At 31.6% G+C, this 26,585-nt stretch carries 20 protein-coding genes; 7 read left to right on the plus strand and 13 right to left on the minus strand.

What is annotated here, in order from left to right; translation table 11 throughout:
- Positions 1-222: 222 nt before the first annotated feature.
- Positions 223-423 (minus strand): YqaE/Pmp3 family membrane protein, encoded by a 201-nt coding sequence (locus SY27_RS18580; protein ID WP_045972277.1) that lies wholly within the window; start codon positions 421-423, stop codon positions 223-225.
- A gap of 186 nt (positions 424-609) precedes the next feature.
- Between SY27_RS18580 and SY27_RS16205 the strand changes: the two genes are divergently transcribed.
- Positions 610-1,437, plus strand: a complete 828-nt coding sequence (locus SY27_RS16205) for a Cof-type HAD-IIB family hydrolase (RefSeq protein ID WP_045972279.1) — start codon at positions 610-612, stop codon at positions 1,435-1,437.
- A gap of 751 nt (positions 1,438-2,188) precedes the next feature.
- Here SY27_RS16205 and SY27_RS16210 read toward each other — a convergent pair.
- From SY27_RS16210 to SY27_RS16255, 10 genes are all read right to left on the minus strand, one after another.
- Positions 2,189-3,055 carry a DUF808 domain-containing protein gene (locus tag SY27_RS16210; RefSeq protein WP_045972282.1) on the minus strand — a complete coding sequence of 289 codons (867 nt, stop codon included), beginning with the start codon at positions 3,053-3,055 and terminating at the stop codon, positions 2,189-2,191.
- Positions 3,056-3,795: 740 nt separating this feature from the next.
- Complete coding sequence (locus SY27_RS16215; protein ID WP_045972284.1) at positions 3,796-5,373, minus strand: rhomboid family intramembrane serine protease; 1,578 nt, start codon at positions 5,371-5,373, stop codon at positions 3,796-3,798.
- Between the two features lie 142 nt (positions 5,374-5,515).
- Positions 5,516-6,025 (minus strand): hypothetical protein, encoded by a 510-nt coding sequence (locus tag SY27_RS16220; protein ID WP_045972285.1) that lies wholly within the window; start codon positions 6,023-6,025, stop codon positions 5,516-5,518.
- A 1-nt stretch (position 6,026) separates the two neighbouring features.
- Positions 6,027-7,433, minus strand: a complete 1,407-nt coding sequence (locus SY27_RS16225) for a cyclodeaminase/cyclohydrolase family protein (protein ID WP_045972287.1) — start codon at positions 7,431-7,433, stop codon at positions 6,027-6,029.
- Between the two features lie 11 nt (positions 7,434-7,444).
- Entirely contained in the window at positions 7,445-9,319 is a 1,875-nt protein-coding gene (locus SY27_RS16230) for an AAA family ATPase (RefSeq protein WP_045972289.1), read from the minus strand.
- 1 nt (position 9,320) lies between these two features.
- Positions 9,321-11,081, minus strand: coding sequence for a restriction endonuclease subunit S (locus SY27_RS16235; protein WP_045972292.1), 1,761 nt, complete (start codon positions 11,079-11,081; stop codon positions 9,321-9,323).
- A 1-nt stretch (position 11,082) separates the two neighbouring features.
- Positions 11,083-12,513, minus strand: a complete 1,431-nt coding sequence (locus SY27_RS16240) for an N-6 DNA methylase (protein WP_045972294.1) — start codon at positions 12,511-12,513, stop codon at positions 11,083-11,085.
- Entirely contained in the window at positions 12,513-14,660 is a 2,148-nt protein-coding gene (locus SY27_RS16245; RefSeq protein WP_045972296.1) for a DUF262 domain-containing protein, read from the minus strand. The genes SY27_RS16240 and SY27_RS16245 overlap by 1 nt, the downstream gene beginning before the upstream one ends.
- Before the next feature lie 3 nt (positions 14,661-14,663).
- Positions 14,664-17,030 (minus strand): EcoAI/FtnUII family type I restriction enzme subunit R, encoded by a 2,367-nt coding sequence (gene hsdR, locus SY27_RS16250; protein WP_045972475.1) that lies wholly within the window; start codon positions 17,028-17,030, stop codon positions 14,664-14,666.
- Positions 17,031-17,549: 519 nt separating this feature from the next.
- Positions 17,550-18,275, minus strand: coding sequence for a transposase (locus tag SY27_RS16255; protein ID WP_200894162.1), 726 nt, complete (start codon positions 18,273-18,275; stop codon positions 17,550-17,552).
- 564 nt (positions 18,276-18,839) lie between these two features.
- Here SY27_RS16255 and SY27_RS16260 point away from each other — a divergent pair.
- Both SY27_RS16260 and SY27_RS16265 read left to right on the plus strand, forming a co-directional pair.
- Positions 18,840-19,481, plus strand: coding sequence for a DUF6266 family protein (locus SY27_RS16260; RefSeq protein ID WP_045972298.1), 642 nt, complete (start codon positions 18,840-18,842; stop codon positions 19,479-19,481).
- 305 nt (positions 19,482-19,786) lie between these two features.
- Entirely contained in the window at positions 19,787-20,035 is a 249-nt protein-coding gene (locus tag SY27_RS16265; protein ID WP_045972300.1) for a helix-turn-helix domain-containing protein, read from the plus strand.
- A 443-nt stretch (positions 20,036-20,478) separates the two neighbouring features.
- Here SY27_RS16265 and SY27_RS16270 read toward each other — a convergent pair whose 3' ends face one another.
- A complete protein-coding gene (locus SY27_RS16270; RefSeq protein ID WP_045972302.1) occupies positions 20,479-20,946 on the minus strand; it encodes a type II secretion system protein GspG in 468 nt (155 codons plus the stop codon).
- Between the two features lie 561 nt (positions 20,947-21,507).
- Positions 21,508-21,942, minus strand: a complete 435-nt coding sequence (locus SY27_RS16275) for an SseB family protein (protein WP_161794169.1) — start codon at positions 21,940-21,942, stop codon at positions 21,508-21,510.
- Positions 21,943-22,483: 541 nt separating this feature from the next.
- On the opposite strand from SY27_RS16275, the gene SY27_RS16280 reads away from it, so the two are divergent.
- The 4 genes from SY27_RS16280 (at position 22,484) to SY27_RS16295 (ending at position 26,435) form a co-directional block, all read left to right on the plus strand.
- A complete protein-coding gene (locus SY27_RS16280) occupies positions 22,484-24,499 on the plus strand; it encodes a sensor histidine kinase (RefSeq protein WP_045972306.1) in 2,016 nt (671 codons plus the stop codon).
- Positions 24,500-24,511: 12 nt separating this feature from the next.
- Entirely contained in the window at positions 24,512-25,159 is a 648-nt protein-coding gene (locus SY27_RS16285; protein WP_045972308.1) for a response regulator transcription factor, read from the plus strand.
- A gap of 92 nt (positions 25,160-25,251) precedes the next feature.
- The gene (locus SY27_RS16290) at positions 25,252-25,854 is read left to right on the plus strand and encodes a transglycosylase domain-containing protein (RefSeq protein WP_045972310.1); all 603 of its coding nucleotides are present in this window, start codon (positions 25,252-25,254) and stop codon (positions 25,852-25,854) included.
- 188 nt (positions 25,855-26,042) lie between these two features.
- Positions 26,043-26,435, plus strand: a complete 393-nt coding sequence (locus SY27_RS16295) for a DUF1398 domain-containing protein (RefSeq protein ID WP_045972312.1) — start codon at positions 26,043-26,045, stop codon at positions 26,433-26,435.
- Positions 26,436-26,585 lie beyond the last annotated feature (150 nt).

Here is a 26,585-nt window from a genome sequence, read left to right on the forward strand (position 1 = left end):
TTTGCGCTTAGAAAATCTGCGTAAATCTACAAAATCTGCATGTCTATTCTTCTATCCATTTTAAAATAAATTGGATAGAAATCCCATTCAAATCATTTTTAACAATAGGGGTAGTAAAAAGATAATTCACAGCTTCTAAAACTTTTGATTCCGTTTTTACATAATCTTCAGGTGTAGCAAAAGAACACCTAACTACTATTCCTTACTCCCTAAAAATGATAACTAGGCTCTATGCATCTCTCGAATAATCTTATTCGTTCTACGATCCGCATACATGCGATTCAAAGCCGTAACCGCCCATAAAAAGGCAGGAATCCAACCAATAATGGTGATTTGCAAAATCAAGCAGACAATACCCGAAAGAAGTTTTCCTTGCAGCATCAAACTGAGCCAAGGAAAAAAGAAAGCTAAAACATAACGCATGATTACTATTTTTTTTTGATTGATGATGCCCTATTAGACGCAAAAATTCCTCATTTGTTACGAAATTGTACAGTTTTCAGTCACAAGTCACGATTATCACTAACAACTAATTACTAACGCATAACCACAAACCACTAATCACTAGTTACTAAAAAAAACTATCTTTGCTCCCGAATACCCAACACCATGAATAAAAACCCCAATCTAAAAGTAATCGTAACCGATTTAGACGGTACTTTACTGAATGCCGATCATATTATTGCTTCCTATACCCAAACGATTTTTCAGGAATTACACCAACAAGGCTATATCATTATTGTCGCAACAGGGCGTCATCATCTCGATGCCATGCAGTTGACCAATGCTTTGGGAATACCCTTATATTTAGTGACATCCAACGGAGCGCGCATTCACGGACCCAATCAAGAATTGCTGTATACTTTTGATATTTCTAGTGGAGCAGTCCAAGAATTATTAGCACTTGATATTGATCCTTCGATTACAACGGTGTTGTTCAAAGAGGAATTCTGGTATACCAACAAAGAAAACCAAAAACTCAACAGTTTTCAAAAGGAAATGCATTATCCGTATGAAATTGTCGATTACCCAACACTAACTGACCTCAGTGCGATAAAAATCCTATTTGTAGACGAGGACCACGACAAACTCCTGCAATTGGACAACCAAATCAAAGCCTTACCCAATTCGGCTTTTGAAACCAGTTTTAGTTTACCAATTTGTTTGGAAATCATGGATAAGCGAGTAGATAAAAGTTATGCCATTGCTAAAATCCTAGAACTGGAAAACAGCAGTTTTGAACAAACCCTTTGCTTTGGTGACGGTTTCAACGATGAACGAATGCTATTACAAGCCCACAAAGGTCTCATCATGCAAAACGCCCAACAAACCTTAAAAGACAAACTAAATCACTTAGAAATCATTGGTACCAACATAGAAGAAGCAGTAGCGAAGTACTTAGAAACAGAAGTGTTGTGTAAAGTAGAGAAGGGGTAGTTTAGTTGTCAGTCTTAGTTTTCAGTTTTCAGTTAAGATTGGTAGTTTTTAATGGATAATAAAAATCTCACCCACAATCTTGTCATGCTGTAAGCATCCGATTAGAAGCTCCACAAACTAATAAAATCAAACTAATGAGACCTTTACAAGATAACAAGTTTGCGTTTAGAAAATGGGTGTCAATCTGCAAAATCTACGTGCCTATTTAACCACAAGATAATCATCCACTATCTTGTCATGCTGCAAGCATCCCATTAGTAGCTCCACAGACTAATAAAATCAAGCTAATGAGACCTTTACAAGGTGACAAGTTTACGTTTAGAAAATGGGAGTTAATTTGTAAAATCTACGTGCCTATTTAACCACAAGATAATCATCCACTATCTTGTCTTGCTGCAAGCATCCCATTAGTAGCTCCACAGACTAATTCAAACTAATGAGCCCCTTTACAGGGAGACAAGTTTGCGTTTAGAAAATGGGTGTTAATTTGTAAAATCTACGTACTTATTTAACCACAAGACATGCATTAATAATTAACCATTAATAATCATCCACTATCTTGTCATGCTGTAAGCATCCCATTAGTAGCTCCACAAACTAATAAAATCAAACTAATGAGACCTTTACAAGATAACAAGTTTGCGTTTAGAAAATCTACGTGCCTATTTAACTACACGACAATCATCAATAATTAATTCCCCCAAACTTGTCATGCTGTAAGCATCCCATTAGTAATGCTACAAACTGACAACTACTTTTTAACAGCCTTCCAAACCAACTTAAACCCTTTCACAACTAAAAACACTAAAATACCACCCACAAGTCCAGCAATAAATTCCCCAACAATAGCTGGCAAACCTTCTAATACATGATGTACTGCCTCTATGTTATGCACAAAAATACCACCCGCTACTAAAATTAAGGCAATAGTACCTATAAAAGCAAGCCCTTTGATAATCAACGGTAGCGTTTTAATCAACAAATTGCCAATAAATTGAGAAATATTACTTTTTCTTTTGGTCAGAACAAAACCAAGATCATCCATACGAACTATCAATGCCACAATACCATACACACCTACAGTGGCTAAAAGAGCAATTAAAGTAACTACAAGTATTTGTGTCGTGATTGTTTTTTCCAGCACTGTACCTAAAGCTATAATGACAATCTCTACCGATAATATAAAATCGGTAACTATAGCCGCTTTTACTTTGGCTTTTTCTTGTATTACCAATTCCTCTGTAGATAAGTCCATTCCTTCTGTTACACTAACCGCTTTTGGATGCGGAACAATATATTCATATATTTTTTCTGCCGCTTCATACGCTAGATAAACAGCTCCCAAGATAAGCACTGCCGTAATTACCCATGGCACATAATAACTTAATAAAAAAGCAAGCGGTAAAATAATGAGTTTATTAAGAAAAGAACCTTTCGTTATTGCCCACAAGACTGGAATCTCTCTAGACGATACAAATCCTGATGCCTTTTCAGCATTTACTGCCAAATCATCCCCTAAGATTCCTGCTGTTTTTTTAGTTGCCACTTTACTCATCACCACTACATCGTCCATGAGTGCTGCAATATCATCTAATAAAGCAAATATTCCTGATGCCATTTTTTAATTTTATTTATATTATACTAATGCTTAACAATTTCAATTTTCTCTTTAAAGGCGTACAAATTACAACAAATTACTCATCCATAAACTAAGAAACCCCAAAACCTATAACCTACTAATCACTAATCACTTTCTTCATCCACCATCTTGTCATGCTGTAAGCACCCCATTAGTAGCTCCACAGACTAATAAAACTAAACAAAAGCGACCCTAAACAAGGTGACGTTTGCGTTTAGAAAATCGGTGTCAATCTGCAAAATTTGCGTGCTTATTTTACCACACGACAATCATTAATAATCATCCACCATCTTGTCATGCTGTAAGCATCCCATTAGTAGCTCCACAGACTAATAAAACTAAACAAAAGCGACCCTAAACAAGGTGACGTTTGCGTTTAGAAAATCGGTGTCAATCTGCGAAATCTACGTGCCTATATAACCACACGACAATCATTAATAATTAATTCATTGAAAAAACAACGGATTAAAATCCATTGCTACAATATGAATTGTTCCTATGGAACTAGCACGTTTGAAAATCTGCGTACCAATTTAACCACAATACAATCATTAATAATCCAGCATTATCCATCAACAATTCACAATCTAAAAGAGCCGTAGGTTCGGTATAATATAACCACAAACCACTTTCCCAATCTTGTCATCCTGTAAGGATCTACGCAAACTACCACAAAATAACCAACTGTAAACTTATAACTTTAAACTGTAAACTAAAATTTATCTCCTTTTAGTAGCAAACTCATCCTCACTATCAATAATCGAATTTAAGTAAGCTAATACAATTCCTGCAATAAAACCTCCAAAATGCCCTGCATTATCAGTATTAGGAACCATAAGCCCGTAAATAAAATTAATGCCTGCGAATATTGCAAATAAAGTTATTAAATATTTATTTGAACCAAAAGACTTTGTTTTGAAATAGTCTACAAAAATAGCCAAACCAAATAGGCCAAAGATAGCTCCTGATGCACCAACGCTAATCACATTATCATACCATATTATACTTGCTAAACTAGCAGCTATACCTGAAAGTATAAAATAAATGGAAAACTTAACTCTTCCCAATAAAGGTTCTACGTGTATTCCAACGAACACCAAAGCAATGCCATTGTATAATAAATGTAAAAAGCCACCATGAGAAAACATACACGTAAAAAGCCTCCAATAAGCACCATCAAACACTTCATCCTTTCGCACAGCACCCCATTGTAATAACAATTCAGAATGAGACATAAAACCTGAATTCAATTGGATTAATTGAAGAAAATATAACACAATCATACTATCCAACAAAATAGAGACAATGAAATGATTTCTTTTAGGAATTAATATTTGAATAAAACCATATAGGTTATTGTTATTTTTTCTATTACCTTTTAAAATAGTATCATGCTTCTTTTTATTATAAGTTGGCCACATAAGTAGAAGAGCCATTGCCAATAAACCACTACCTATTAAAACAAAAAACCAAGGTAATAAGTTACCAGCTCTTTCATCAAACTTACTTGAAACTGGGCTTAAAAGAATAGGCAAATCTTTTTTATCTTTATTGATTGTGCCTGGAAAAATACTATTAACAGCTTTTAACCCATTTTTATAAGTACCAGATGTTCCTAAGCGTTCAAAATATTCAATTGTATTAAAATTTGTAGCATTCAAAGAATTTACACATTCCATGTAGAACTTATTGAAGACATCTCTTTTAAAATCTTCACTTTCTCGATTACTAATTTGTTTATGAAACGATTTACAATACCAAACAGTAGAAACCTCATCTTCTTTACTAACATTAGACTGAATAAAAGGCATAACAAAGAAGAAATCATAATTAAATTCATTATTATGCTTTCCACTTACCCTTAAATCGGCCGAAAAACCCAATTGATTGTCATCTAAGACAAATGGTTTTTGGAAACTAATGTATCGAATGGTATCACTTTTTATATCTTGATAATCATCTATAACAACTAATGAACCTGTAGAATTAATAAGATATTGTTGAGAATTCATGGTAGTTGCCATTATAAAAACCCAACCCACAAAAACAAAAAAGAAGCTTTTGTCATCATTGTTTTTAAAGGTCAATACTTTCAATCGAGGCTGCATAAAAATAAGAAGCAATATACCTGGGAGTATCATAGGAATCCATAATTCCCATATTTTTTCATCAATAGCTAAGATTTGAAATTTTATGGTAAGCAAGTAACGTAGAATAAATAAACCAATAACAGTTCCTAAATTAATCAATACATAAACCGGAAATATGTATTTAAACTTCACTAAATAATCTTTCATAAAAATAGTAAAAAACCTTTTTTTAAATAAATATAAACACTAAGTAAACCAAGCAACTGTAACAACTTAACGAGTGAGACCTTTACAGGTGACAACTTTGTGTTGAAAAAATATTAATTAATTTAGAAATCCTAACTACAAACTAAGCCACTGTAAACTGTGAACTTAAAACTGTCAACTCCTCAACAATCTCTTCCAACTCCCTCAAATCCATATTCACACTACTATGAATAAAATCCTTGTCATTAGCAGCAATGATCAACCTACCTAACTTTTCTTCTTCAAAACCTATTGGTTCTATGTCAAACACTAATTCCTCATAAGTAATCTCTTGCTGATTGCCTTTAAAATAATGATAATCCACATAATAACTTACGGTAGTTTCCCCAATAGTTATTACCTCTTTCCCATACGTATTCCAAAGAAACAACCGCACAAAATAAAAACCTATCAAAGAAAAAGCACCCAGCCCAATGATAAACCCAAAATGAAAACTACCACCATCCATAAACCTAAAAACCATACCCAAAATAGGTAAAGCCACAGAAACAAAAGCCAAGAACAAAATAAAACCACGACCTATAGGTGGTGATTTTTTTACGTATAATTCAATGGTTTTGTTGGTAAGACTATATCTTTTAGATTGTATCATATTAATATTGTACTAAATTAAGTTCTTCCAACCGAATAGCCATAGCTTCAATAGAAACATTAAATTGTTTTGCTAGTGAAATAAAGTTATTTGAATCATATAATTCTGTAGAAGCTAACTTTCTGGATAAGCTTCTAATATTTTTGCATTCTTTTTTTAAATCGGTAATACTTCGTCCACCAAATTTAAATGCTATTTCTTCATTTATTTTAAACGCTTTAGTAGAATATCTTTTTTCAAATTCTTTTTTAACCAGTTTTGTTGGCATTAAAAAATAGGTTGCAAAAGCGTCAGCCTGAATTTCAACTCTATCTCTACTATTTCGTTTTCCACTGGTATCTACTGGGATGTCTCTATGTAATATAGATTGTTCATGTAATATTGCGTGTCCAAGCTCATGTGCTGCTGTAAAGTTCTGAACCTCCTTAGGAAATCCATTAGAAACGGCAACTATTTTATTAGGTTGGTCGATGATACCCGCAACCTTAATAGACTTATCTTCGTTAATAAGTACTCCATAAGTTGAAGAAGAGATAAAGTCATATCCCAAAGCACTTTTTAAAATATAATCTGGTCTTAAAATTTCTAATGGATTAGTAGGAATATTTTTCTTCCATAACAAATGCTTATTATTCCAAATTAAGGTTTGTAATTCTCTAACACAATTTTCAACTTCAGCTCCCTTACTTGCTCTAGCTTTTTGTATTAAAGTATTAATTCCTTCAAATAAAGGAATTTTTATCTCAAATTCTTCTCTGAGTATTTCAATTTTAGAATCGGCCAAAAGTATTAATTCTTTATAATCATTGTATAAATTATCTACTTGACTAACTACCGATTTAGTATACTCATATTCATCACTATTAAAAGAAAGTACATTTAGTCTTATAATTGCTAAACAACCAGCAAAAGCAGAAACAGCTCCGCTTAAACCTACTTGTGAGTCACCTCGAGCAGATTTAAATCCATTATCAAAAACATAAGCTGACATTATTGCCAATTCTTTACAAAGAGTAGCAATTTGAAAAGGTATTTCTATAGAAACTTTTAAATCTGCAAGTGCTTGTCTTCTTAACTGATTTTGAATTATTTCATCTTTTTCTTTATCTCTTGCTTTCCTTGATTTAATTGTTTTATCAAACTGTATGGAATCACTTTTGAACAATTCTGCAAGTTGTGGATAAATACGGTCTTCAATGTCTTTATGAAAATCTAATAAAACATTTATATGGTCATAATATAGGTCTCTTCTTTTCACATCAAGAGTTAAGCTAATAACCGTAGAAATTAATTTAGCAGAAACCATCCCTTGAAAAGCAGCAGCACTACCAGAGCCAGGCTTATGATTTCCTGCTCCAAATTTTTCCATCAGCTCATTGACTGTTTTTTCTAGTAAATCTGTTTCCATAAATTAAAAAATTAATTTTTAGCAATTGTAGTTTTTATAAATTCAAACATTGGTCTAAATATTTCAAAATGTTCATTTTCTAATAAAGGAATTATTTTTTGTGCAAATTCCATTTTAGCGGAATCACTTATTTCAATTATTTTTGCCCCACCTGAACCTTTTTTTATAATAAACTTATCACTAGTTTTTTCAGAATAAAAAAGGTGTTCCATTTCTACTTTTGATTTATGCTTAAAAGTTGTTTTTTGCTCCCTATTATCTATGACTTGATTAATTATTTCTTCAATTTCTGGAACAGGAATTAAAAAAGCATAACTGTTTTTGTTTTCAACTTTTTTACATTTTCCTTTGAATGGATCTTCTTCTAATAGTTCACCATCAATTTTTATAGACTGCCAATGATTATATGCTTCATCAAAATCAAATAATCCAAAAATTGGTTTACCATTCATTTCAGTTTGAAATTTATCACTTGTCAATATTTTTCTTAAATATTCGCATCCAAAACCAAAACTTATATCAAAAGGAATTTCAGTGTCATAAAGCTTATTCCATGCTTCATACAGAACTATAGGGTCTGAAAAACCTTCTGTGAACAAGATTGGTCTGTCTTGACTATGCGTATGCATAATACTTAGAATCTGTTTTTCATAGTTAACTTTGAAAAGTTGATTGGATAACTGATTAACTGCAAAGTTTTTTCCTACTTTATGACATTTTAAATCGTTATCATGAATCCTGAAAAGGTTTACTCTTTTCTCATGATCTCCTACTAAGGTTACAGCACTATGACTACTCATTAAAACATGATTAGTTTTAGCTGATTCATGACTAATATCATAAATTTGATTTAAAAACTTATGTTGCCATTCAGGATGTAAAAACGAGTCAGGTTCATCAAGAAGTGTTATGCAATTTTTATCTTTAAATAACTCTGTTAACGCATATATATAAATTGACTGGAATTGACCATCACTAAATTGATTAATATTTATATCTTTACCTGAAGTCAGTTTAATATTAATTTTAATATCGTTTAAATAACCAATGGTTTTTAAATTATCTAAGGCAATAAATAATTCTAAAGGTGTATAAGTTTGAAATGCCTCTTGAAATTTACTAAAAGACTTGTAAAGAATATATTTATCTTCATTTACTCTACCTTCATCTCTTGTTCCTTTAAAGTCATACTTATCTACTTCCCAAATTTGAGTAAGTAGTGTTTTAAAATAACCTTCTGGTGACCAGAATCTTTTAGTCTCATCAAACTCATCAAACTCAAATTTACCTTTATCCTTAGCGTAATCAGGCCTTTTAAAATCAAATCTAACTTCATTTCCTACAGATGAAATACCTAATTTGTCTTTAATAAAAATTTTAGCTTTATTAGTATCTTCTTGTAATAATAAAACACTAAGTAATAAAGATTTATATTGAACATCTATTCCTGTAAACTTTCTTGTAACTTCACTTAATAAGTTTTCATTTTTTCTATTATTATCTAATAGATTTTCATGATTTTGGTTTGAAGTTTTTAGTAAGTTACCAATCGTTTTATTGTGCCCAGAATAGTAGACTAAAATATTTTCAGGAAGTTTTGATTTATCAGGTTTAATTTCCTGCTTCTCTTGGTTTAACCACCTAACATCTTTCCATTCTAAAAAAATAATTTCATTTTCTATTTCGTATGAAATAACGTAATTAAAAGCAATTGCATAATCTTCTTCAGATAAATGTTTAAAAATTTCTAGTATAGCTTCGAAAAAATTAGATTTACCGGTGCCATTTTTACCTACAAAAACTTCTAAAAAACTATCTCCCTCAAAATTTAAAGTAAACTCTTTTAAGTTTTTATATTCGCTAATATGTATGTGTTTTAGTCTCATATTAGTTTGTTGAATTTGTGTTAAAAACCTCTCTCAAAACACTCTGCATCAATTGCTCACTATACCCTTTACTTTTTTCTACTTCTTGCTCCAATGCATCACATAAACCCATTAAAGCATTTACTTTTTCAATGATAGCTTTTTGTTCTGCTAATGGTGGAAGAGGAAATACTAGGTTTTTAAAAGCTGTTGAACCTATATTTCCTTGATTTGCTGTTCCTGTTTCTGTTTCAAATAATTGATTTAAAATTATGTCTGATTTAAGGAATTTATTTATTAACTCTGAAGCACTTTTATCTATTGCCCTAATACAACCAACTCTTTGATTTAACAACAATACTTTCTGTTCTAAATGTTCTGGTTTAACTAAACATGTGAAACAATAATCTCTTCTGTTTTTAGTACCTGTTAATGTGGTAAGTATGTCATCTTTAAATATTTGATAATCTAAATTTACTTCTCCAACACTACTTGGAACATAGGCTTCTTTTGTGTTTATTAAAAAATTATCATCTTTTACGTTTCCAAGTCTGATAATCTGATAATCTGAAGTAGGTACATATGTAGAGCTTTTAAAAGCATAACCGTTTAAAAAAGTAATTAAATATCCAAATCTACACCAAACCCAACCTTCAGGCAATTCATAAGGAATCTCGGCTGCGGTTATAGCAGGTAACGGACTTTCTTTTTTTATTTTTTTGTCCTTAATGAGTTGGGCTTTCTCTTTTTGAATACGTTTTAAGAGTTCGCTCGCATGCTCAAAATCAGTATTTTTAGTTCTCCAATCAGCAGTCAATTTTCCTTGAACGGCTAATTGTAAAACAGTTTCTCGTAATTTTTTTATAGTGCTTTTCTCAGTAAAGAAATCCTTAAAATGGTGTTGTAACGATTGCCATTCTTTTTGAGAGTTTTGTGTAGTTAATTGTTGTAAAGCCGAAGAAACATATTTTTCTTTTAAACTAATACGCTCAACCGTAAGTTGTTCTAATTGTTCTACTTCTTTAAATAGTATTTCAACTACTCTAACAATTTCTTTTTGTTCTTGTAATGGAGGTATTGGTACTGGAATATCACCAAAACTATTTATTGATATACCACCAATAATACCAGTCATTCTATTTTGAAATTCGTCAAAGAAAATAGGAGTTTGATATAATGAAAGTATTAAAACGGGTTCTATTTTTCCATATAACTCCAGTGCATAAAGTTTATTACCAAAACATATGTCATTAGTAGTAATTCCACATTTTTTTCCCGCACTTCCACCTTCAGAGCAAATTAATGGTGTGTCTTTATGAGCTATTTTAAATTTAGGCTCATTATATGGAATTTTAACCCCATTTTCATAATTCAATTTTTCAAAACCATAATTGATGTCTTTAGTACCCAGATATGGAAAACCTTTTTCAAGTCCTTCATATTTAGTTTCCTTGATTGCTTTGTTAACACTATTGCCATTAAATAAGTTACCAATTTCAATTATTCTACTCCATTCCCAATTCTCAGGAACTTCTAAATATTTATCGTCATTAGACACTTTAGAATTTGCTTTACCTTTTCTTACTTTTTTCTCTTTTATGAGTTGTGCCTTTTCTTTTTTTATTCGTTTCAATAATTCCGAAGAAGGCTCAATATCAGGATTATCCTTTCTCCAATTAGCCGTTAAGTTTCCTTGTATTGCTAATTGCAAAATTAATCCTTTGAGTTCTTGTGCGTTTTTTGGGTGAAGCGTTAAGCTTGCAAAATGTTCTAGTAGTTGCATCTTATTGTAAGGCTTCAGTTAATACTTTTATTATTTCGTCTTGTATAGTCGAAATCTTCTTTTCAGTAGCTTTAAATTTTTCAAGCAACACTTCTGGGCTAGCTAAAGTATCTTCCTCTTGGTGTGGGTTTTTTATATCTAAATTATAGTTTCTTTTTTTAATTTCTTCTATAGATACTTTCCAAGCGTTTTTATTTTCTGCTCTATTGTGCCACCATGCTTTTTCTAAATCAAACTCTTTAATATTTATCGGTTTGGTTTTATTGTAGCTCACGACACCCTCAGGATAAGGGTGTTCAAAATACCAAACTTCTTTAGTAGCCGTTCCTTTTTCAAAGAACAATACGTTGGTTTTAATTCCAGTGTATGGGTTAAAAACACCATTTGGCAAACGCACTATCGTATGTAAGTTACATTTTTCTAATAGCTCTTCTTTTAATCGGGTTTTCATACCTTCTCCAAACAAAGTACCATCAGGTAAAACTACAGCACAACGTCCGTTATTTTTTAACAACTTTATTATTAAAGCCATAAACAAATCGGCTGTTTCTTTAGTTCTAAACTTTTGCGGAAAGTTGGTTTCTGTTCCATCTTCTTCCACACCACCAAAAGGAGGATTGGTAAGTATAATGTCTAGTTTGTCTTTGGCTCCCCAATCGGCATAAGGTTTGCTTAACAAATTGTCTCTTCGCACAGCTGGTAAATCAAACCCGTGTAGCATTAAATTGGTTGTACACAATAAATGCGGTAAAGGTTTTTTCTCAATACCTCGTATAGAAGTTTGTAAAATGTCTCTGTCTTTTGGAGTATTTACTTGCTCACGCAAATGGTCAATAGTACAGGTTAAAAAACCACCTGTTCCACAAGCTGGGTCTAAAACACTTTCACCCAATTGGGGGTTAATCATGTCTACCATAAATTGCGTAACCGCTCTAGGTGTATAATATTCCCCCGAAGAACCTGCAGATTGTAATTCTTTTAAAATGGTTTCATAAATATCATTAAACAAATGACGTTCTGTAGTACTGTTAAAATCAATTTCGTTTAATATATTTATTACCTGACGGAAAAGTGTTCCGTTTTTCATGTAATTATAAGTATCTTCAAATACCGAACGAATAATATGGGCTTGTGGACTAATAGTAATATCCAATTCTTTAAGAGCTGGAAATAATTCGTTATTCACAAACTCCATTAAAGCATCACCTGTTAATCCTTCATCATCAGCTGCCCAGTTATTCCATTTTAAATTTTCTGGAATAGGTGACACATAGTTTTCAATTGTTATTTCCCATTCTTCTTCTTTATCGGCAAATATTTTCATAAAAAGCATCCAAACCATTTGTGAGATGTTTTGTGCTGCTCCATCAACTCCTGCATCTTTACGCATGATGTCGCGTATGCCTTTTATGTTTGTGGTAATGTTACTCATTAGGTTGTTTTTTCAAATCTTTGATTAATATATTGTGCTACTTCTGTAATGTCTATTTCTTGTGAAGAGTTACCACTTCTAACGTAGAATTTTTTACTCTTTCCTCCATTTTTGTCTGTAACTTCTGTGTATAATGGTCTAAGTCCTTGCTTAATATCCACAACACATATTTCAGTATCATTTACTTCTGGAAAAGTTACGGTAAGATTATTTGTCGCAAATTCAATTCCGTAGGCATGGTTTACCAAATTGCGAAGATGGAGTTCAAATTCATCTTTAGTACCACTATTTAGTGTTTTAAAGTCGTTTTCTAAGCCGATTACTTCTAAATCATCAGTTACTCCCATAACAAGTGTACCTCCTTGACCATTAGAAAATGCTGCTAAAGTTTTCATTACAACTTCTTCAAGTTTTTTGTTTACTTTATTTTCACGCATATCATAGCGTAATGTTGTTTTAAACTCAACTTGACTATTTTCACCAGACATTATCATTTCCACAATATCCATATCAAGAGATTCATAGTTTGTCTCCGTAATATTGTTTAAAAACTCATTTAATTCTTTTGCTAATAAAATTCTTCTCTTTTCTAAAAACAGTTCGAAATTTTCCATTTTCCAAAGTTCTTTATCTTTAGGAATACACTGTTTGTCTAACGCATCAGGAAAATGCTCCATAGTCTCCTCAAGATATCCTTCAGCTAAATGATTACTCTTTTTTCTATTTGCTAATTGTGTTAGAATTGCTCTATTAGTAATTTCTTGAGCTAAACTATATTTTACTCTATTATTTCTATTATATCCTTCTAATTTCAATAGTGAATATGGAAATATATGATCCCACTCAAGCTCATATTTTTTACCCATATTCTTTCGAATATTTATACCAGTTGTAAAACAAATAGCTCCTTTACTTTTAAAGTAAAAATTCATTAATCCCCAAAGAGCATGACTTACTCCTACACCAATAAATTCATCTTTGCTTATTTCTAATGGGCGTTCTGCAGCAATTATACTTAACAACTTATCAAAAGGGTTTTCATCTTTTGCAACGATACCAATATCTTTGTCTAATTTTTGTTGCAATTGACTAATATATCTTTGTCTAATTTGAGAATAATAAAACCACTTAACTATTTTTTTAATCTCTAATAGGGATAACTTTTTATCTCCTTTATTATAAACATATACAATAATTGGAATAAAGGCGTAAACAGAGTTTACTTCTTTTGTATGATCTATATAAGCCTGACTTTTTAATACATTAAAAACATAATCTAATACATCCTCATCTAATTTTTTCCAAGCTGCTTGAATTTTTTCCTTGTTATCTTGACTATGAAGTTTATCCAATTTTGACCCCATGTTATGCAAAACACCAAGTAAAACATATACAATAAAATCTAACTTAAAAACATAACCACTTTTTTCAAGTTCAACTAATTTTTTCTTAAATAAATCTCTTGCCTCAGGCCAGTATCCTGATATTTGAGCTAATGCTAATTCTGCATCAGTAAGGTTAACTCCACTTGCATTAACAATGTAAAATATATCTATTGCTTCTTTTAAAGATGCTTTTGGTGGAATTATTTGTTCTTGAAAATCTCTATCTTTAATCTTTTCAATAGCTCTAAAGTTATCATCAATAAGATCTGATTTTTCTCTTTCTACACGTTCCCCCTCAAGTTTAAGTTCTAACTGTTGAATAACATCACGGTATCTAATTTTTGCTTGAAAAATATCAGTAATATTAACCCACAATGGGTCATTTTCCATCATTGTAATTTTATAATATTCAAGAGCTAATGTTTCAACGTTAACGTATAAATTACGGATATCAACAATTATTTCATGCTTTTTGTAATATGGAGGAATATTCCCAGTCATTAACATGTATAAAGTTGTAATACGCTGTTGGCCATCTAGAATTAATTTAACAGCCCCTTGACGTTCATCATATTTATGTTCTCCTTTTAATTCTGGAGGATAATTAGTCTCCCAAGTTAACATAGTTCCAGTTGGATAATCTTGAATTAAAGAGGAAACTAAATCTTTAGCATTTTGTCTTTTCCAAACGTATTCCCTTTGAAAGGCTGGAACAAAAAGTTGCTTTTCGTCAATTTTATCAATTATTTGAGAGATTTTCATTATTTAAGCTATTTGATATATTTCGTTTTCTAATTCTTTTACGGCTTGTTCAAAATCTTTGTTTTTCCCAAAAGCTCTTACTAATTCAACTGGAGACCCCATTTCATTTAGTGGCTTTACTTTAAGGATAGATCCTTGCTCTATCGAAGTAATACCTTCTTGTTCGTATTTATCTAACAAACTGTTTAATATTTTTTGAGCTGTTTCACTGTACTTTCCAAAGTAATTGCGTTTGCGAACATTGTTAGCTCTTTCTTTTCTGGTTAATGCAGGTTGGTCAAAAGCAATATGGCAAATCAAATCGAAATCGTCTAAATCTTGCCCTACTTCTTCACGAAGTGCTTCAAGCAAAACTCCGTGTTCTGCCAATTCTTTTATTAACTCTTCTTTCTTTTCAGAATTGTTCCATTTTTGGATAAAATCATCCAGAGATGAAAATTCTTTTTCTAAATTTTTCTTAGAATAATCTTTTAACGATTCTGTAATTAATTTACCGTCTTTTCCATAGTATTGAACACGTTCATTAACAACTGAAACAGATATATCATTTACATAGTATTTTTTTATTTCTTCCTCACCTCCATCAATAGTAATTTCTGGGGTTGTAGGCTTTGAAACATCTGGAACTTCATTACCCGAATTAGTATCTGGAACTTCTGGAGTTTCAGGTGGCACCACTGGTTCATCAGGTTTAGGCTCATAAATTTGAACTGGGTCTCCATCAAAATCAGGACGAGCAAAAATGTTCGTTGCTTTTCTAAAATCCATGATAGTGAAATAGACTTTTCCTTCCGCTTCACGTATTCTAGTTCCTCTACCAATAATTTGTTTGAACTCGGTAACTGATTGAATGTTAGATTCCAAAACAATCAATTTAACCATTTTAGTGTCTATTCCAGTCGTCAACATTTTAGAAGTAGTGGCAATGACAGGGAATTGTTCTTCTACATCAGTAAAATTATCTAACTCTTGTTTGCCCACTTCATCATCACCTGTTATTTTCACACAATAGTTCCAATGCTTTGCTACCAAATCGGCATTTTCATTAATTAAGGCTTGTCGCATTCTATTGGCATGGTCAATATCGGTACAAAAAACAATGGTTTTGGCAAATCGATCTGTAGCTTTTAAATATTCGGTAATTTTTTTGGCAACAAGTTCTGTGCGTCCATCAATAACTAAAGTTTTATCATAATCTTTTAAATTATAAATACGGTCTTTTATTTCATGACCATATTTGTCTAGCATGCCTTTTGTAGGTCTCCAACCCTCATCTACATTTGTTGTAATTCTAATTACTTTGTAAGGAGCTAAAAAGCCATCATCTATACCTTGCTTCAACGAATAACTATAAACGGGTTCACCAAAGTAGTAAATGTTAGACACATCTTTAGTTTCTTTTGGTGTAGCTGTTAAGCCTATTTGCGTTGCTGAAGAAAAATAATCTAAAACTTCTCTCCAAGCAGAAGCTTCAGAAGCACTACCACGATGGCACTCATCAATCACAACCAAATCAAAAAAATCTTTGCTAAATTCTTTATAGGCATTTTTCTCTTCTTCAGTTCCTGTTAATCCTTGGTATAATGCAAAATAGACTTGATAGGATTTATCTATCTTTCTATTTTTAATAATATGCATAATATCGTTCCCAAAAGGAGAAAAGTCACCATTTTTAGTTTGTGTTAATAAAGCATTTCTATCGGCTAAAAATAATATTCGTTTTTTTACACCTGTTTTCCATAGTCGCCAGATAATATTAAAAGCAGTATAGGTTTTTCCTGTCCCTGTTGCCATTACCAAAAGAATACGTTGTTGGTCTTTTGCAATAGCTTCTATGGTTCTATTAACAGCATTTTGTTGGTAATACCTAGGATTCATTCCACTATCATCTACAAAATAGTCTTTTGCTACAATTTCTTTGGCTTTTGGTTCATCTAGCTTGTTGTGCTTTAAATATTTGTTCCACAACATTTCTGGTGAAGGAAACGCATCTAAAGACAATATTGTTTCTAAATTATTTGATGTATTTGTTTTATCATGAAATACAAAAGAATCACCATTAGAAGTAAATACAAATGGTATTTGTAAAATTTCTGAATATTCTAACGCTTGTTGCATTCCTGAACCAACAGCTTTTTTATTATCCTTAACCTCAATAATAGCTAAAGGAATATTTGGTTTATAATATAAAATATAGTCAGCTCTTTTACTTTTCCCTCTTGCGTACAAACTTCCTTGTACAATAATACGTCCATCTGTAAAAGTCACTTCTTCACGTACTTGACGTTTCATATCCCAACCCGCTTTTTCAAGACTAGGGTTTATGTACTTAGAACAGATGTCTCTTTCAGATAATGTTTTCTTATTAATCATTCACAATGATTTTGTATTTCCCAAACCTACCAAAAATAAACCATTTAGGCAATAGTTGAAATAGGTATTTCTACCTGTTTTTACAAAGATAAAAACCGTAAAAGGAACTGTTTTACGGTTTTACGCATTTTGAATAAAATTATTGTTTTTTGGTCATTACATCTTTGAATGGTAAACCAAATTTGTTTTTTATATCATTATTGGTAGAGACGCATTGCAATGCGTCTCTTATTCCGTTTCCGATTTGTTTCAATCATCATAAAAACGCATTGCGATGTGTCTCTTATTCCGTTTCCGATTTGTTTCAATCATCATAAAAACGCATTGCGATGYGTCTCTTATTCCGTTTCCGATTTGTTTCAATCATCATAAAAACGCATTGCAATGCGTTTTACCATGATTTATCGGATATGTTTGCAAAATGTATTTCGACCATTCATTTCAACCATTCATTGAAACGCCATATGAGACGCCAAGCATGGCGTCTCTACCGTTATTTATGGAATGACGTATCAATCATTTATTAAATTCATCACCCTTCCATTTTTTTGGATTGTTGATTATATATTGTGAAATGTTTTCATACGCATTTGGATTTCGGATAATGTGATCGTGAAATCGGGATTGCCAACCAAAATCAGGATTAATACGTCGTGCCTGAACCGTAACGGCCGATTTAAATCCCCGAATAATGGATGCCAAATTTTTGGATTGTGGGCCAAATTGGTTTTTGTATGGTTCTGTGGAAACGCATTGCAATGCGTTTCTACCATGCATGGCGTCGATACCCATTTTTTCGTTATTATATGCATTGTTACCAATAAAAATAATCCCATGAAAATGATTGGGCATTACGATAAATTCCCCTAATTCCAAATTCATATCAGGTCTGATATCGGGTGTTTTTATCCATTCTTGTGCCACGATTTCCCCAATTTCTGATGGGATCATACGTTGAGACGCCATGCATGGCGTCTCTGGTTCAATCGTACCAAAAAAATGTTCCCTATTTGCGGTACAAATGGTTATAAAATACACCGCCTTTTGCCCATAATCCCAATGTTGCAATCGTGTAGACTCTATTTTATATTTGTTATTAAATTTTGTCATTTGGCTTAAAAAAAATAAAAGGAACCTAGCTGAAATAGGTATAGGGATTATTACGTTATAGTTTGCTTTTTTAGTGTTTTTATCTAATGTATTAATAGTACCAAACCTACCAAAAATAAACCATTTAGGCAATAGTTGAAATAGGTATTTCTACCTGTTTTTTTGCAAAAATAACATTTATAATAGCCTTGAAAAACGGCTAATGAAACTCTTTACAGGGTAACAATTTTGAGATAAAATGTTTGAAAATTGAAGAAGAAAAGATGAAGCGTGCTACTTTTTTTAACTTCCACTAATCACTAATCACTATTTTTTTAGGTTTAGTAGCAGTCAAGTAGCAGTTTCGTTCGGAAGTTGTTGCGAAAAAGTGCCTGTTTACCGCTRCTTGACCGAAGCTTTTCCGAACAATCTCCGAACAAAGGCCCTATTTAACCCCTTTAAATACGTCAAAACACATCAAAATACGTCAAAACCGGTCAAAACACGTCAAAACCATTCACGAGCCCCTTTTTTAGTGATTTTGGCAAAGTTGTTGAAGTTTAGTGAATAGTGATTAGTGGACAGCGAGAAGTAAAGTGGAAAAGTTTTGGTATTCTAGATGTTAAACTTAAAACTTGATTTTCTCTAACGGTTTAGTACTAATAACTATTCACTAATGACTAAAAATAATTGTATAACTTTTTAAATTTTGAAACTATGGGAACTTACAACAAAGGCATTTTAGGTGCTTTCTCAGGAAAAGTCGGTCCAGTAGTAGGAGCTAACTGGAGAGGTAAAGAAGTATTACGTTCTTTACCAAGAAAGAGTAACAAAGCAGCAACACCAGAGCAAGCGTTGCATCGCTTAAAATTTTCGACTGTAATTGGTTTTTTAGGCCCTATTTATCCTATTTTGAGCCGTTATTATGGAGCAAATCAGGGAGAGAAATCTCGAGTGAATCGAGCTATGTCGTACCACATGAAAGAAGTAGCAGTCTATGCAGACCCCGATTTTACTTTTGCGTACAACAAAGTACAATTGGCAAAAGGCTATTTAACAGGTGTAGAAGCTGGAACAATTAGCGCTACTACTGCTAATACAATTGATTTTTCATGGAATGACAATTCAGGTCAAGGAGAAGCTTTAACAACGGATAAGTTAGTAGTTGGGGTGTATGATCCAGCTACAAAAAACTGGATTTATTCGTTAGGGGTTGCCGAAAGAAGTATTACTTCGGGTACTTTGTTATTACCCATCACTTTAAGTGGTGCTACAGTAGAAGTTTGGGCTTTATTTGCTTCTGCTAATGAAAAGCGAAATTCAACGAGTACGTATTTAGGAACTATTACTATTGTATAATGGAAATTATAGTATGGAAACTAAATTTTAGGAAGTGAAAAGGCACAGGGTTTAGATCTTGTGCCTTTTTTAGTGTAGCATTTAGAAGGTAAAGTATAAAACGAATCTTGTTTTAAATGCAAAGAGTAAAAAAATGATATAAAATTTCAATTTTAAGATCAATAGGCCTGATTTTTTAATTTTTGTTTCATAAAAAGTAAAAAAAATAGAATAATTGATGTTAATTATTATTATTTTAACAGATTTGTCTTATAAAATGGAATGGTTTTAGTGTTTGTTTTTTTGTACTTAAAACCTTATATGCTATGAAAAAAGAAATTGAATACTTAAAAAGAGAGATTGCGCTTATGAAGGTTTTGATTTTAGACTTAATGCCGCATAAAGAAGAAGATTGGCTAGATAGCGCGGATGTTAAACAACGTTTTAATTTTAGTGAAAGTAAATTATACCGATTGCGCAAAGCTAATGCCATTCCTCATACTAAAATAGGGGGAAGATACCATTATCCCAAAGCTTTTTTTAATCAATATTTATTAAATAAAATAGAGGAGTAGGAGGTCTTAAGTTTCAGTGTTCTCGATACTCGTCCCTTCGAGTGCGCAGCGTATGGAGAAGTTATACAAGAACTTCAATATTCTTTTATAAAAACGCCTATAGTATTATAAAGTTGCTAATGGGATGCTTACAGCATGATAAGTTTGTGGTTCTCGATACACGTTACTTTGAGTGTGCAAAGTGTATTGATAAGTTTAGTTTTAGTACACAAGTTTCCTCGGCTCCGCATTCTATGATAAAAAGCAACCTGGTTTTAAATCACTTTCAAAAGAAGTTGCTTTTTATAAATTATTTCAAAAATTTAGTCATAGAGAGATGTTATGTGACAGTTACGGTTTAAAATTATTGATTTTTGGTTAGACATTAGCTTAGCAATTCCGAGTGATTTCGGACGTAGTCGAATTCTCTGTAATTGCGGATATAGATTGTTATAGCACGTTTTTTATTCCGATCTAATATCATCTTTCGTTTCATATTTTCCGTCCAAACCAGCTGAAACTATTGAGAATTCAATTCCGCTTTCACTCACAGAATATTGGTAAGGTCTGTTCCAAGAGTCAGTTCTCCATTCTTGTCGCATCGGATTGTTTCCAATCAATTCGTTTAAGTCTTTAGGGTATTTCCCAAATCTTTCTTTCCACATTTCCATTCTTTCCGTTATTTCAGCGATTTCTGTTTCGGTCTTTTTTGGAAATATTGAATTTCGTTGATAGGTAAAGAATAAAAACGCGCTTAAAGTTCCTATTATTAAAACAGAAATAGCCGTAATAGAGCTCGGTTGAAGAAAGTACCTTTGGAATGGTCTTTTCTTACCGTCAATTTTTTCCTTTTTCGAGATTTTTTTATGATGCTTATAATCCTCCCGAATCAGTCCAAAGTTTACTAATATTTCTAAAATAAGTTTAGTCATTTAAATGCGCATAACGGTTTGTATATGATTTGTTGCGTGGTTAAGCACGTAATTTAGTAAATAAATATCAGATAGAAAATCCGTTTATAAAAATGCCTAAACTAACTGTATAGTATTATGGAGCTACTAATGGGATGCTTACAGCATGACAAGTTTGTGGTTCTCGAGTTCTCGATACTTTTTTATGAAATTGCTATTCGCTTTTCATAAAAACACTTGAACTGACGTGGTGCAAAAACTGAAATTTCTTTTTAATATACAGTAAACACAAACTACGTCCCTTCGAGTGCGCAGCGTATCGAGAAGTTATACAAGAACTTCCATTGCTAATGGGATGCTTACAGCATGACAAGTTTGTGGTTCTCGATACTTTTTTTATTCCATTTTATTTCATAAAAAAAACTCGAACTGACGTGGTGGTGATAGTTTGGAGTATTATTTTCAGTATAATCAATTATTCAACACAAACTACGTCACTTCGAGTGCGTAGCGTATCGAGAAGTATTGTTCTGTTGTTTTATACCAAGAACCAAAATATAATAGAATTACTATTTTTTAAAATTAGGATGCTATACTTCTTCCTAAAACAAACATCGTATCTAAATTACTATCAATCACAATTCTTTCGATACCATTTTGCATGGCAATATCCAAAACATCTTTAGCAGGAATAGAAGCAAAAGGTTTTGTTTCTTTAGCCCAAAGCATTAAATTTTGTTGCGAAGTAAAAACGCCCATTACCTTTTGTCCGTCTACTTCAAAAACAGAAGTAAAAGACAATTGAGTTCCTTTTTCAAGAGTAGACCATCCGGCTTCGTTGCGATCTTTGCCTACAACAGGCTCAAGAGTTGGAATAATAAGAAAAGCATTGTTTCCTTGTAATTCCTGTAAAACAGCCATAAAAGTATCTTGATTTTGATTGTTTTGAAAAGCTTTTATAGTAGTTAAAAGAGTATCGTTGTTTGGATTAAATTCGGTTTCTGCTGCGGTGTCCATGTTTCTAAAATTAAAAAGTGTCGCAAAACTACGTATTTTTTTCAAAACCATTTAAAAAGCAAACAAGATTAAATACTACAAACAAGTTTTTCGTTTAAAGAGAATATTTATAGTATCAAACTAATGTTCTTTTGTTTAATATTTGAAAAGGTATATCTTTTTGATGGATTAATAGTGGTAGAGATTATTTAAAATAACTCCACTAGTGTTGTTCTATAATTGAATATAAAGCATAATTAGTTTATGTTTTTTAGAATAAAAACTGTTTTTTTGAATTTTTTAGTATAAATAGTGCAAATTTGCTAATATCTTTTTTAAAAGTTTATAATTTTACAAAGAAGTGTATAGTATGAAATTGCAAGTAAAACAAATCAAGATTACCTGTTGGGTATAATTCATTTTTACTCATCTCTTTGAGTACAAAGTGCATTGAGAAGTATTGTTTTGCTTTTCATAAAGAAACTTGAACTGACAGAGTGTTAGTTACACGTTAAAACGCGAATATACATATTAGTCTCTAATAAAAATAAAAATTAAACAAATGAAAGTAAAGCTTTTATTACCATTATTGCTAGTTTCAATAAGTATTTTTGCTCAAGAAGAAAATGCCTTACAAAAGAAGAAACAATTAGAAACCGCTATTCAAAAAGTGCAAGGAGCAAAACGTCTTAAACTATTAGATAGCCTAGCCACTTATATCTATGATGATACTAATTTGGAGTGTGATTCCATATTACGAGCTACTATAACGTATGCCATAAAACTAGACTCGGTAAATGTAGCCACAAAGCAAGCGTCTAATCTTATTGATTACATCGCTCATGTTTCTAGAGATTTTAAAGAAGGAAAGCAAATTATAGCTACTATGAGTCCTTTGCTTAAGAAAGTATCGTCTCCAAAGTTACTAGATCATTATTATATTAATATAGCCAATATGTATTATTATGCAGGAGATTTTGACGCTTCTATTAATGCTTATGACAAAGCCTCTTCCTATGCTACGCAATATAAATCTACTACGCAAGGTCTCATTACATTTAGAAAAGGGGTTGTTTATGTTGATAAAGGAGAATTTGGAAAAGCATCCTTAGCACTTACAGAAGCTATTAGTTTTTTTCAAAAAGAAAAAGATACTTTAAAATGGATTGATGCTAAAGGATCGATGTCTATTTTATATAGTAAAAGTGGGTTTTATAAAGAATCTAAAAAAGAAAGAGAAGAACAAATTGAATTAGCCAAAACATTTAAATCCTATTCTAATATAGGTGTTATTTATTTCAATATGGCTGCCGATGATAATAAAGCGGGTTTACAAACAGAACGCATTGCTAATTTAAAATTAGCGCTTAAAAGCAATGAAACATCACAGCATAAAACTTTCTTTGAACCTATCTTTAAATCGGCTTTAGCAGTTGCTTATGCAGAAAATGATAGCATTGCATTAGCAGAAAAGATAGTAAAAGCGTTAGAAGCTAATTCTGAAAAATACACAACCAACTATAATGAGGCTTTTTATTTAGAGGCTAAAAAAAGTCTTTTATTTTCTAAAAAAGAGTATAAAGAAGCTATTGTTTATGGTGATGCCTATTTAAAATTAAAACAAAAAGGCAAACAATTTGAGGAAATACAATTGGCCGAAAAATTCTTGTTTGAAGTGTATGAACAAATAGGCAATAATGAAAAAGCGCTTTATCATTTTAAAAATTATTCACATATTAAAGACTCCATTGGAAATATTCAAAAAACAAGAGTATTGGCTTATTATCAAACTTTATATGAAACAGAAAAAAGAGATTTAACCATTGAAAATCAGGAAGCAAATATAGCCTTGTTAGACTCTAAAAATAAGATTCAGAATCAATGGATGTTCTTTGGAGGCTCTGGTTTGCTTGTTCTGTTTGGTTTTGTAACTGTAACACGTTCTCGTAATTTTGCCAAAAAGGAACAAAAAAATCAAGAAAAGTTTACCCAAGATATTATTAATGCACAAGAAGAAGAACGGACAAGAGTAGCCTTGGAATTGCACGATAGCGTAGGACAACAGTTAATGATGCTAACACGTAAATCAAAAAATAGCAATGACACTAGTATGGAAACTTTAGCTAAAGATACTTTGCAAAATGTAAGAACCATTTCACAAGGGTTGCACCCAGTAGTATTGGAACAATTTGGTTTTACTGCTGGAATAAATGATTTAATTAATACTATAGATGCTAATACAGAACTTTTTTTCACAACCGAAATAGAAAATATAGACACTTATTTAAGCAATCAAAAAGCCTTACATTTATATAGAATACAACAAGAACTTTTAAATAATATTATTAAACATGCAGAAGCAACTTCAGTAACTATAGATATTCGTAAAATAAAATCAACAATTGAAGTTACTGTAGAAGACAATGGAAAAGGTTTTGATTATCAGCAACAAATAAAATTTTCTAAAAGTTTGGGTATGAAATCTTTAGTAGAAAGAAGCAAAATAATTAATGCTAAACTAAAAATTAATTCTATACTAAAAAAAGGCACAATAACACAATTAACTTTTCCTATTTAAGACTACAACAAAATGAATAAGAAGAATATTTCAATAATTATCGCAGACGATCATCCAATAATGCTAAAAGGACTAACAGAAGAACTCGAAAATGCAGGCTATAACATTGTTGCCACAGCCGTTAATGGTGCGGCAGCAGTAGAAATAATAGCATCGCATAATCCAGATATTGCACTACTAGATATTGAAATGCCTTTTTTCAATGGTTTTGAAGTAATTAAAAATTGCCAAAACTTAGGTTTAAAAACCAAATTTGTAGTAATGACTTATCACAAAGAAAAAGGATTTATAGTGCAAGCAAAAAAAGTAGGAACACATGGGTATTTATTAAAAGAAGATAACTTAGACGAAATAGAATCTTGTATAAAAGCAGTGCTATTAGACGAATTCTACTTTAGTAAATCCTTTCAAGACGATATACAGCATACTGTAGACAATGAACTTCGAAAAGTGGGATTACTAACACCATCTGAAAGAACCATCATCCGACTAATAGCACAAGGTAAAAACTCAACTGAAATTTGTGAAACACTCAAAGTTTCAAAAAGAACTGTAGAAAAGCATCGTGCTAATATTATTGCGAAACTAGAATTAGAACCATCATTAGATACTTTAACCCAATGGACAAACAACTATAAAGAAATTATCATGTCTTTATAGATTCTCAATGCGCTTTGTCTCAAAGAAATGAGGATTGAGAACCACAAACTTGTCATGCTGTAAGCATCCATTAGCAACTCCATAATTATAAAATGAAACGTATTATTAAAATATTTCGGATTCTTTTTATTTTATTTTCTGTTATTTTTTTAATAGCTTATTTTTCTTTAATAAATGCTTGGAAATATGATTTCACAGAAAATGAATTACAAACTTACTTTTCTGAAATAAAAAAATCTGAAAATTTACCCGATTTATTCTATAAATATTATGATTTAGATAATAACAATTCTCTAGAAACTAAAACTGGAGAATATTTATTTAAGTCAATATTTGCCTCAGAAATTTCTAGACGACCATTAAGTTTTTGGCTAGCTAGACAAATGTATATTCCTAAAATGAAAAACCGAACTTTTATCAATAGAATTAGAATTGAATTGTCTCTAGCAATGAAAATTGAAAAAGAGACTTCACAAAAGGAACAATTTAATTACACTTTAAGTACTGTAGATTTCGTCAATAATCAAATAGGAGTAAAAAATGCATCTAAATTTTATTTTGGAAAAGAAATAGCCGAACTAAACGAAAATGAAATTGCTTCGTTAATTATTATGATAAGAAATCCAGCTTTATATAATCCGAAAAGACGACCGGAAAAACTAAAAGCTGAAGTTGAAAAGCTTTTGAAAAAGTAACTATGGTTAACAGTAGCTTGTTTCAATGGCTACTTCTGGGTTTTTCTACCGAAAAAACCGTTGCTCAATGGAATTTTGTTATATTTGTAATGGCTTGGTGTTGATTCAATACCACTGATAGTAAGACATATAACGTTGTCTATTATTGAAGAAACAAGCTGATAAATAGAAGGAATAAAATTTAAATAATGTTTACAATAGAACAAATAGAATCTGCACACGAGAAAGTAAAATCAGGAGCTGATTTTCCAAATTATATTCAAGAAATTAAGGAAATAGGAGTTATATCCTTTGAAACTTGGGTTTGTGACAGTCATACCATATATTTTGGAAAGAATGGATTTAAAACTAAATCAAAACCAAAATACGACAATTTAAAAATCACAGACATTTCTGATAAAGACCAATTTGGTGAATATTTAAAAATTCACCAAAATGGAGAAACCGATTATTTTACATTTTGCAATCATTGTGCAGAAGCAGGAATCGAAAAATGGAATGTGAGTCTTGAGAAAATGACTTGCACGTACTATGATAAGGCTGGGAATGAAATTTTAGTAGAAAATGTACCGACTCTATAAAAAAATGAACAGTCGACAAAAGTAGCTGTTGCGTAACAGTTACAATCGTTTGTAGCAATTGTATAAAAAGTGTATCGAGAACCACAAAAAAGCCCCAATTTTATCAAAACAAAACAAATAAAACACACCACAGAAGAGTTAGTGAATGGA

The sequence above is a fragment of the Flavobacterium sp. 316 genome (assembly GCF_000967805.1).
GTDB classification, from domain to species: Bacteria; Bacteroidota; Bacteroidia; order Flavobacteriales; family Flavobacteriaceae; genus Flavobacterium; species Flavobacterium sediminilitoris.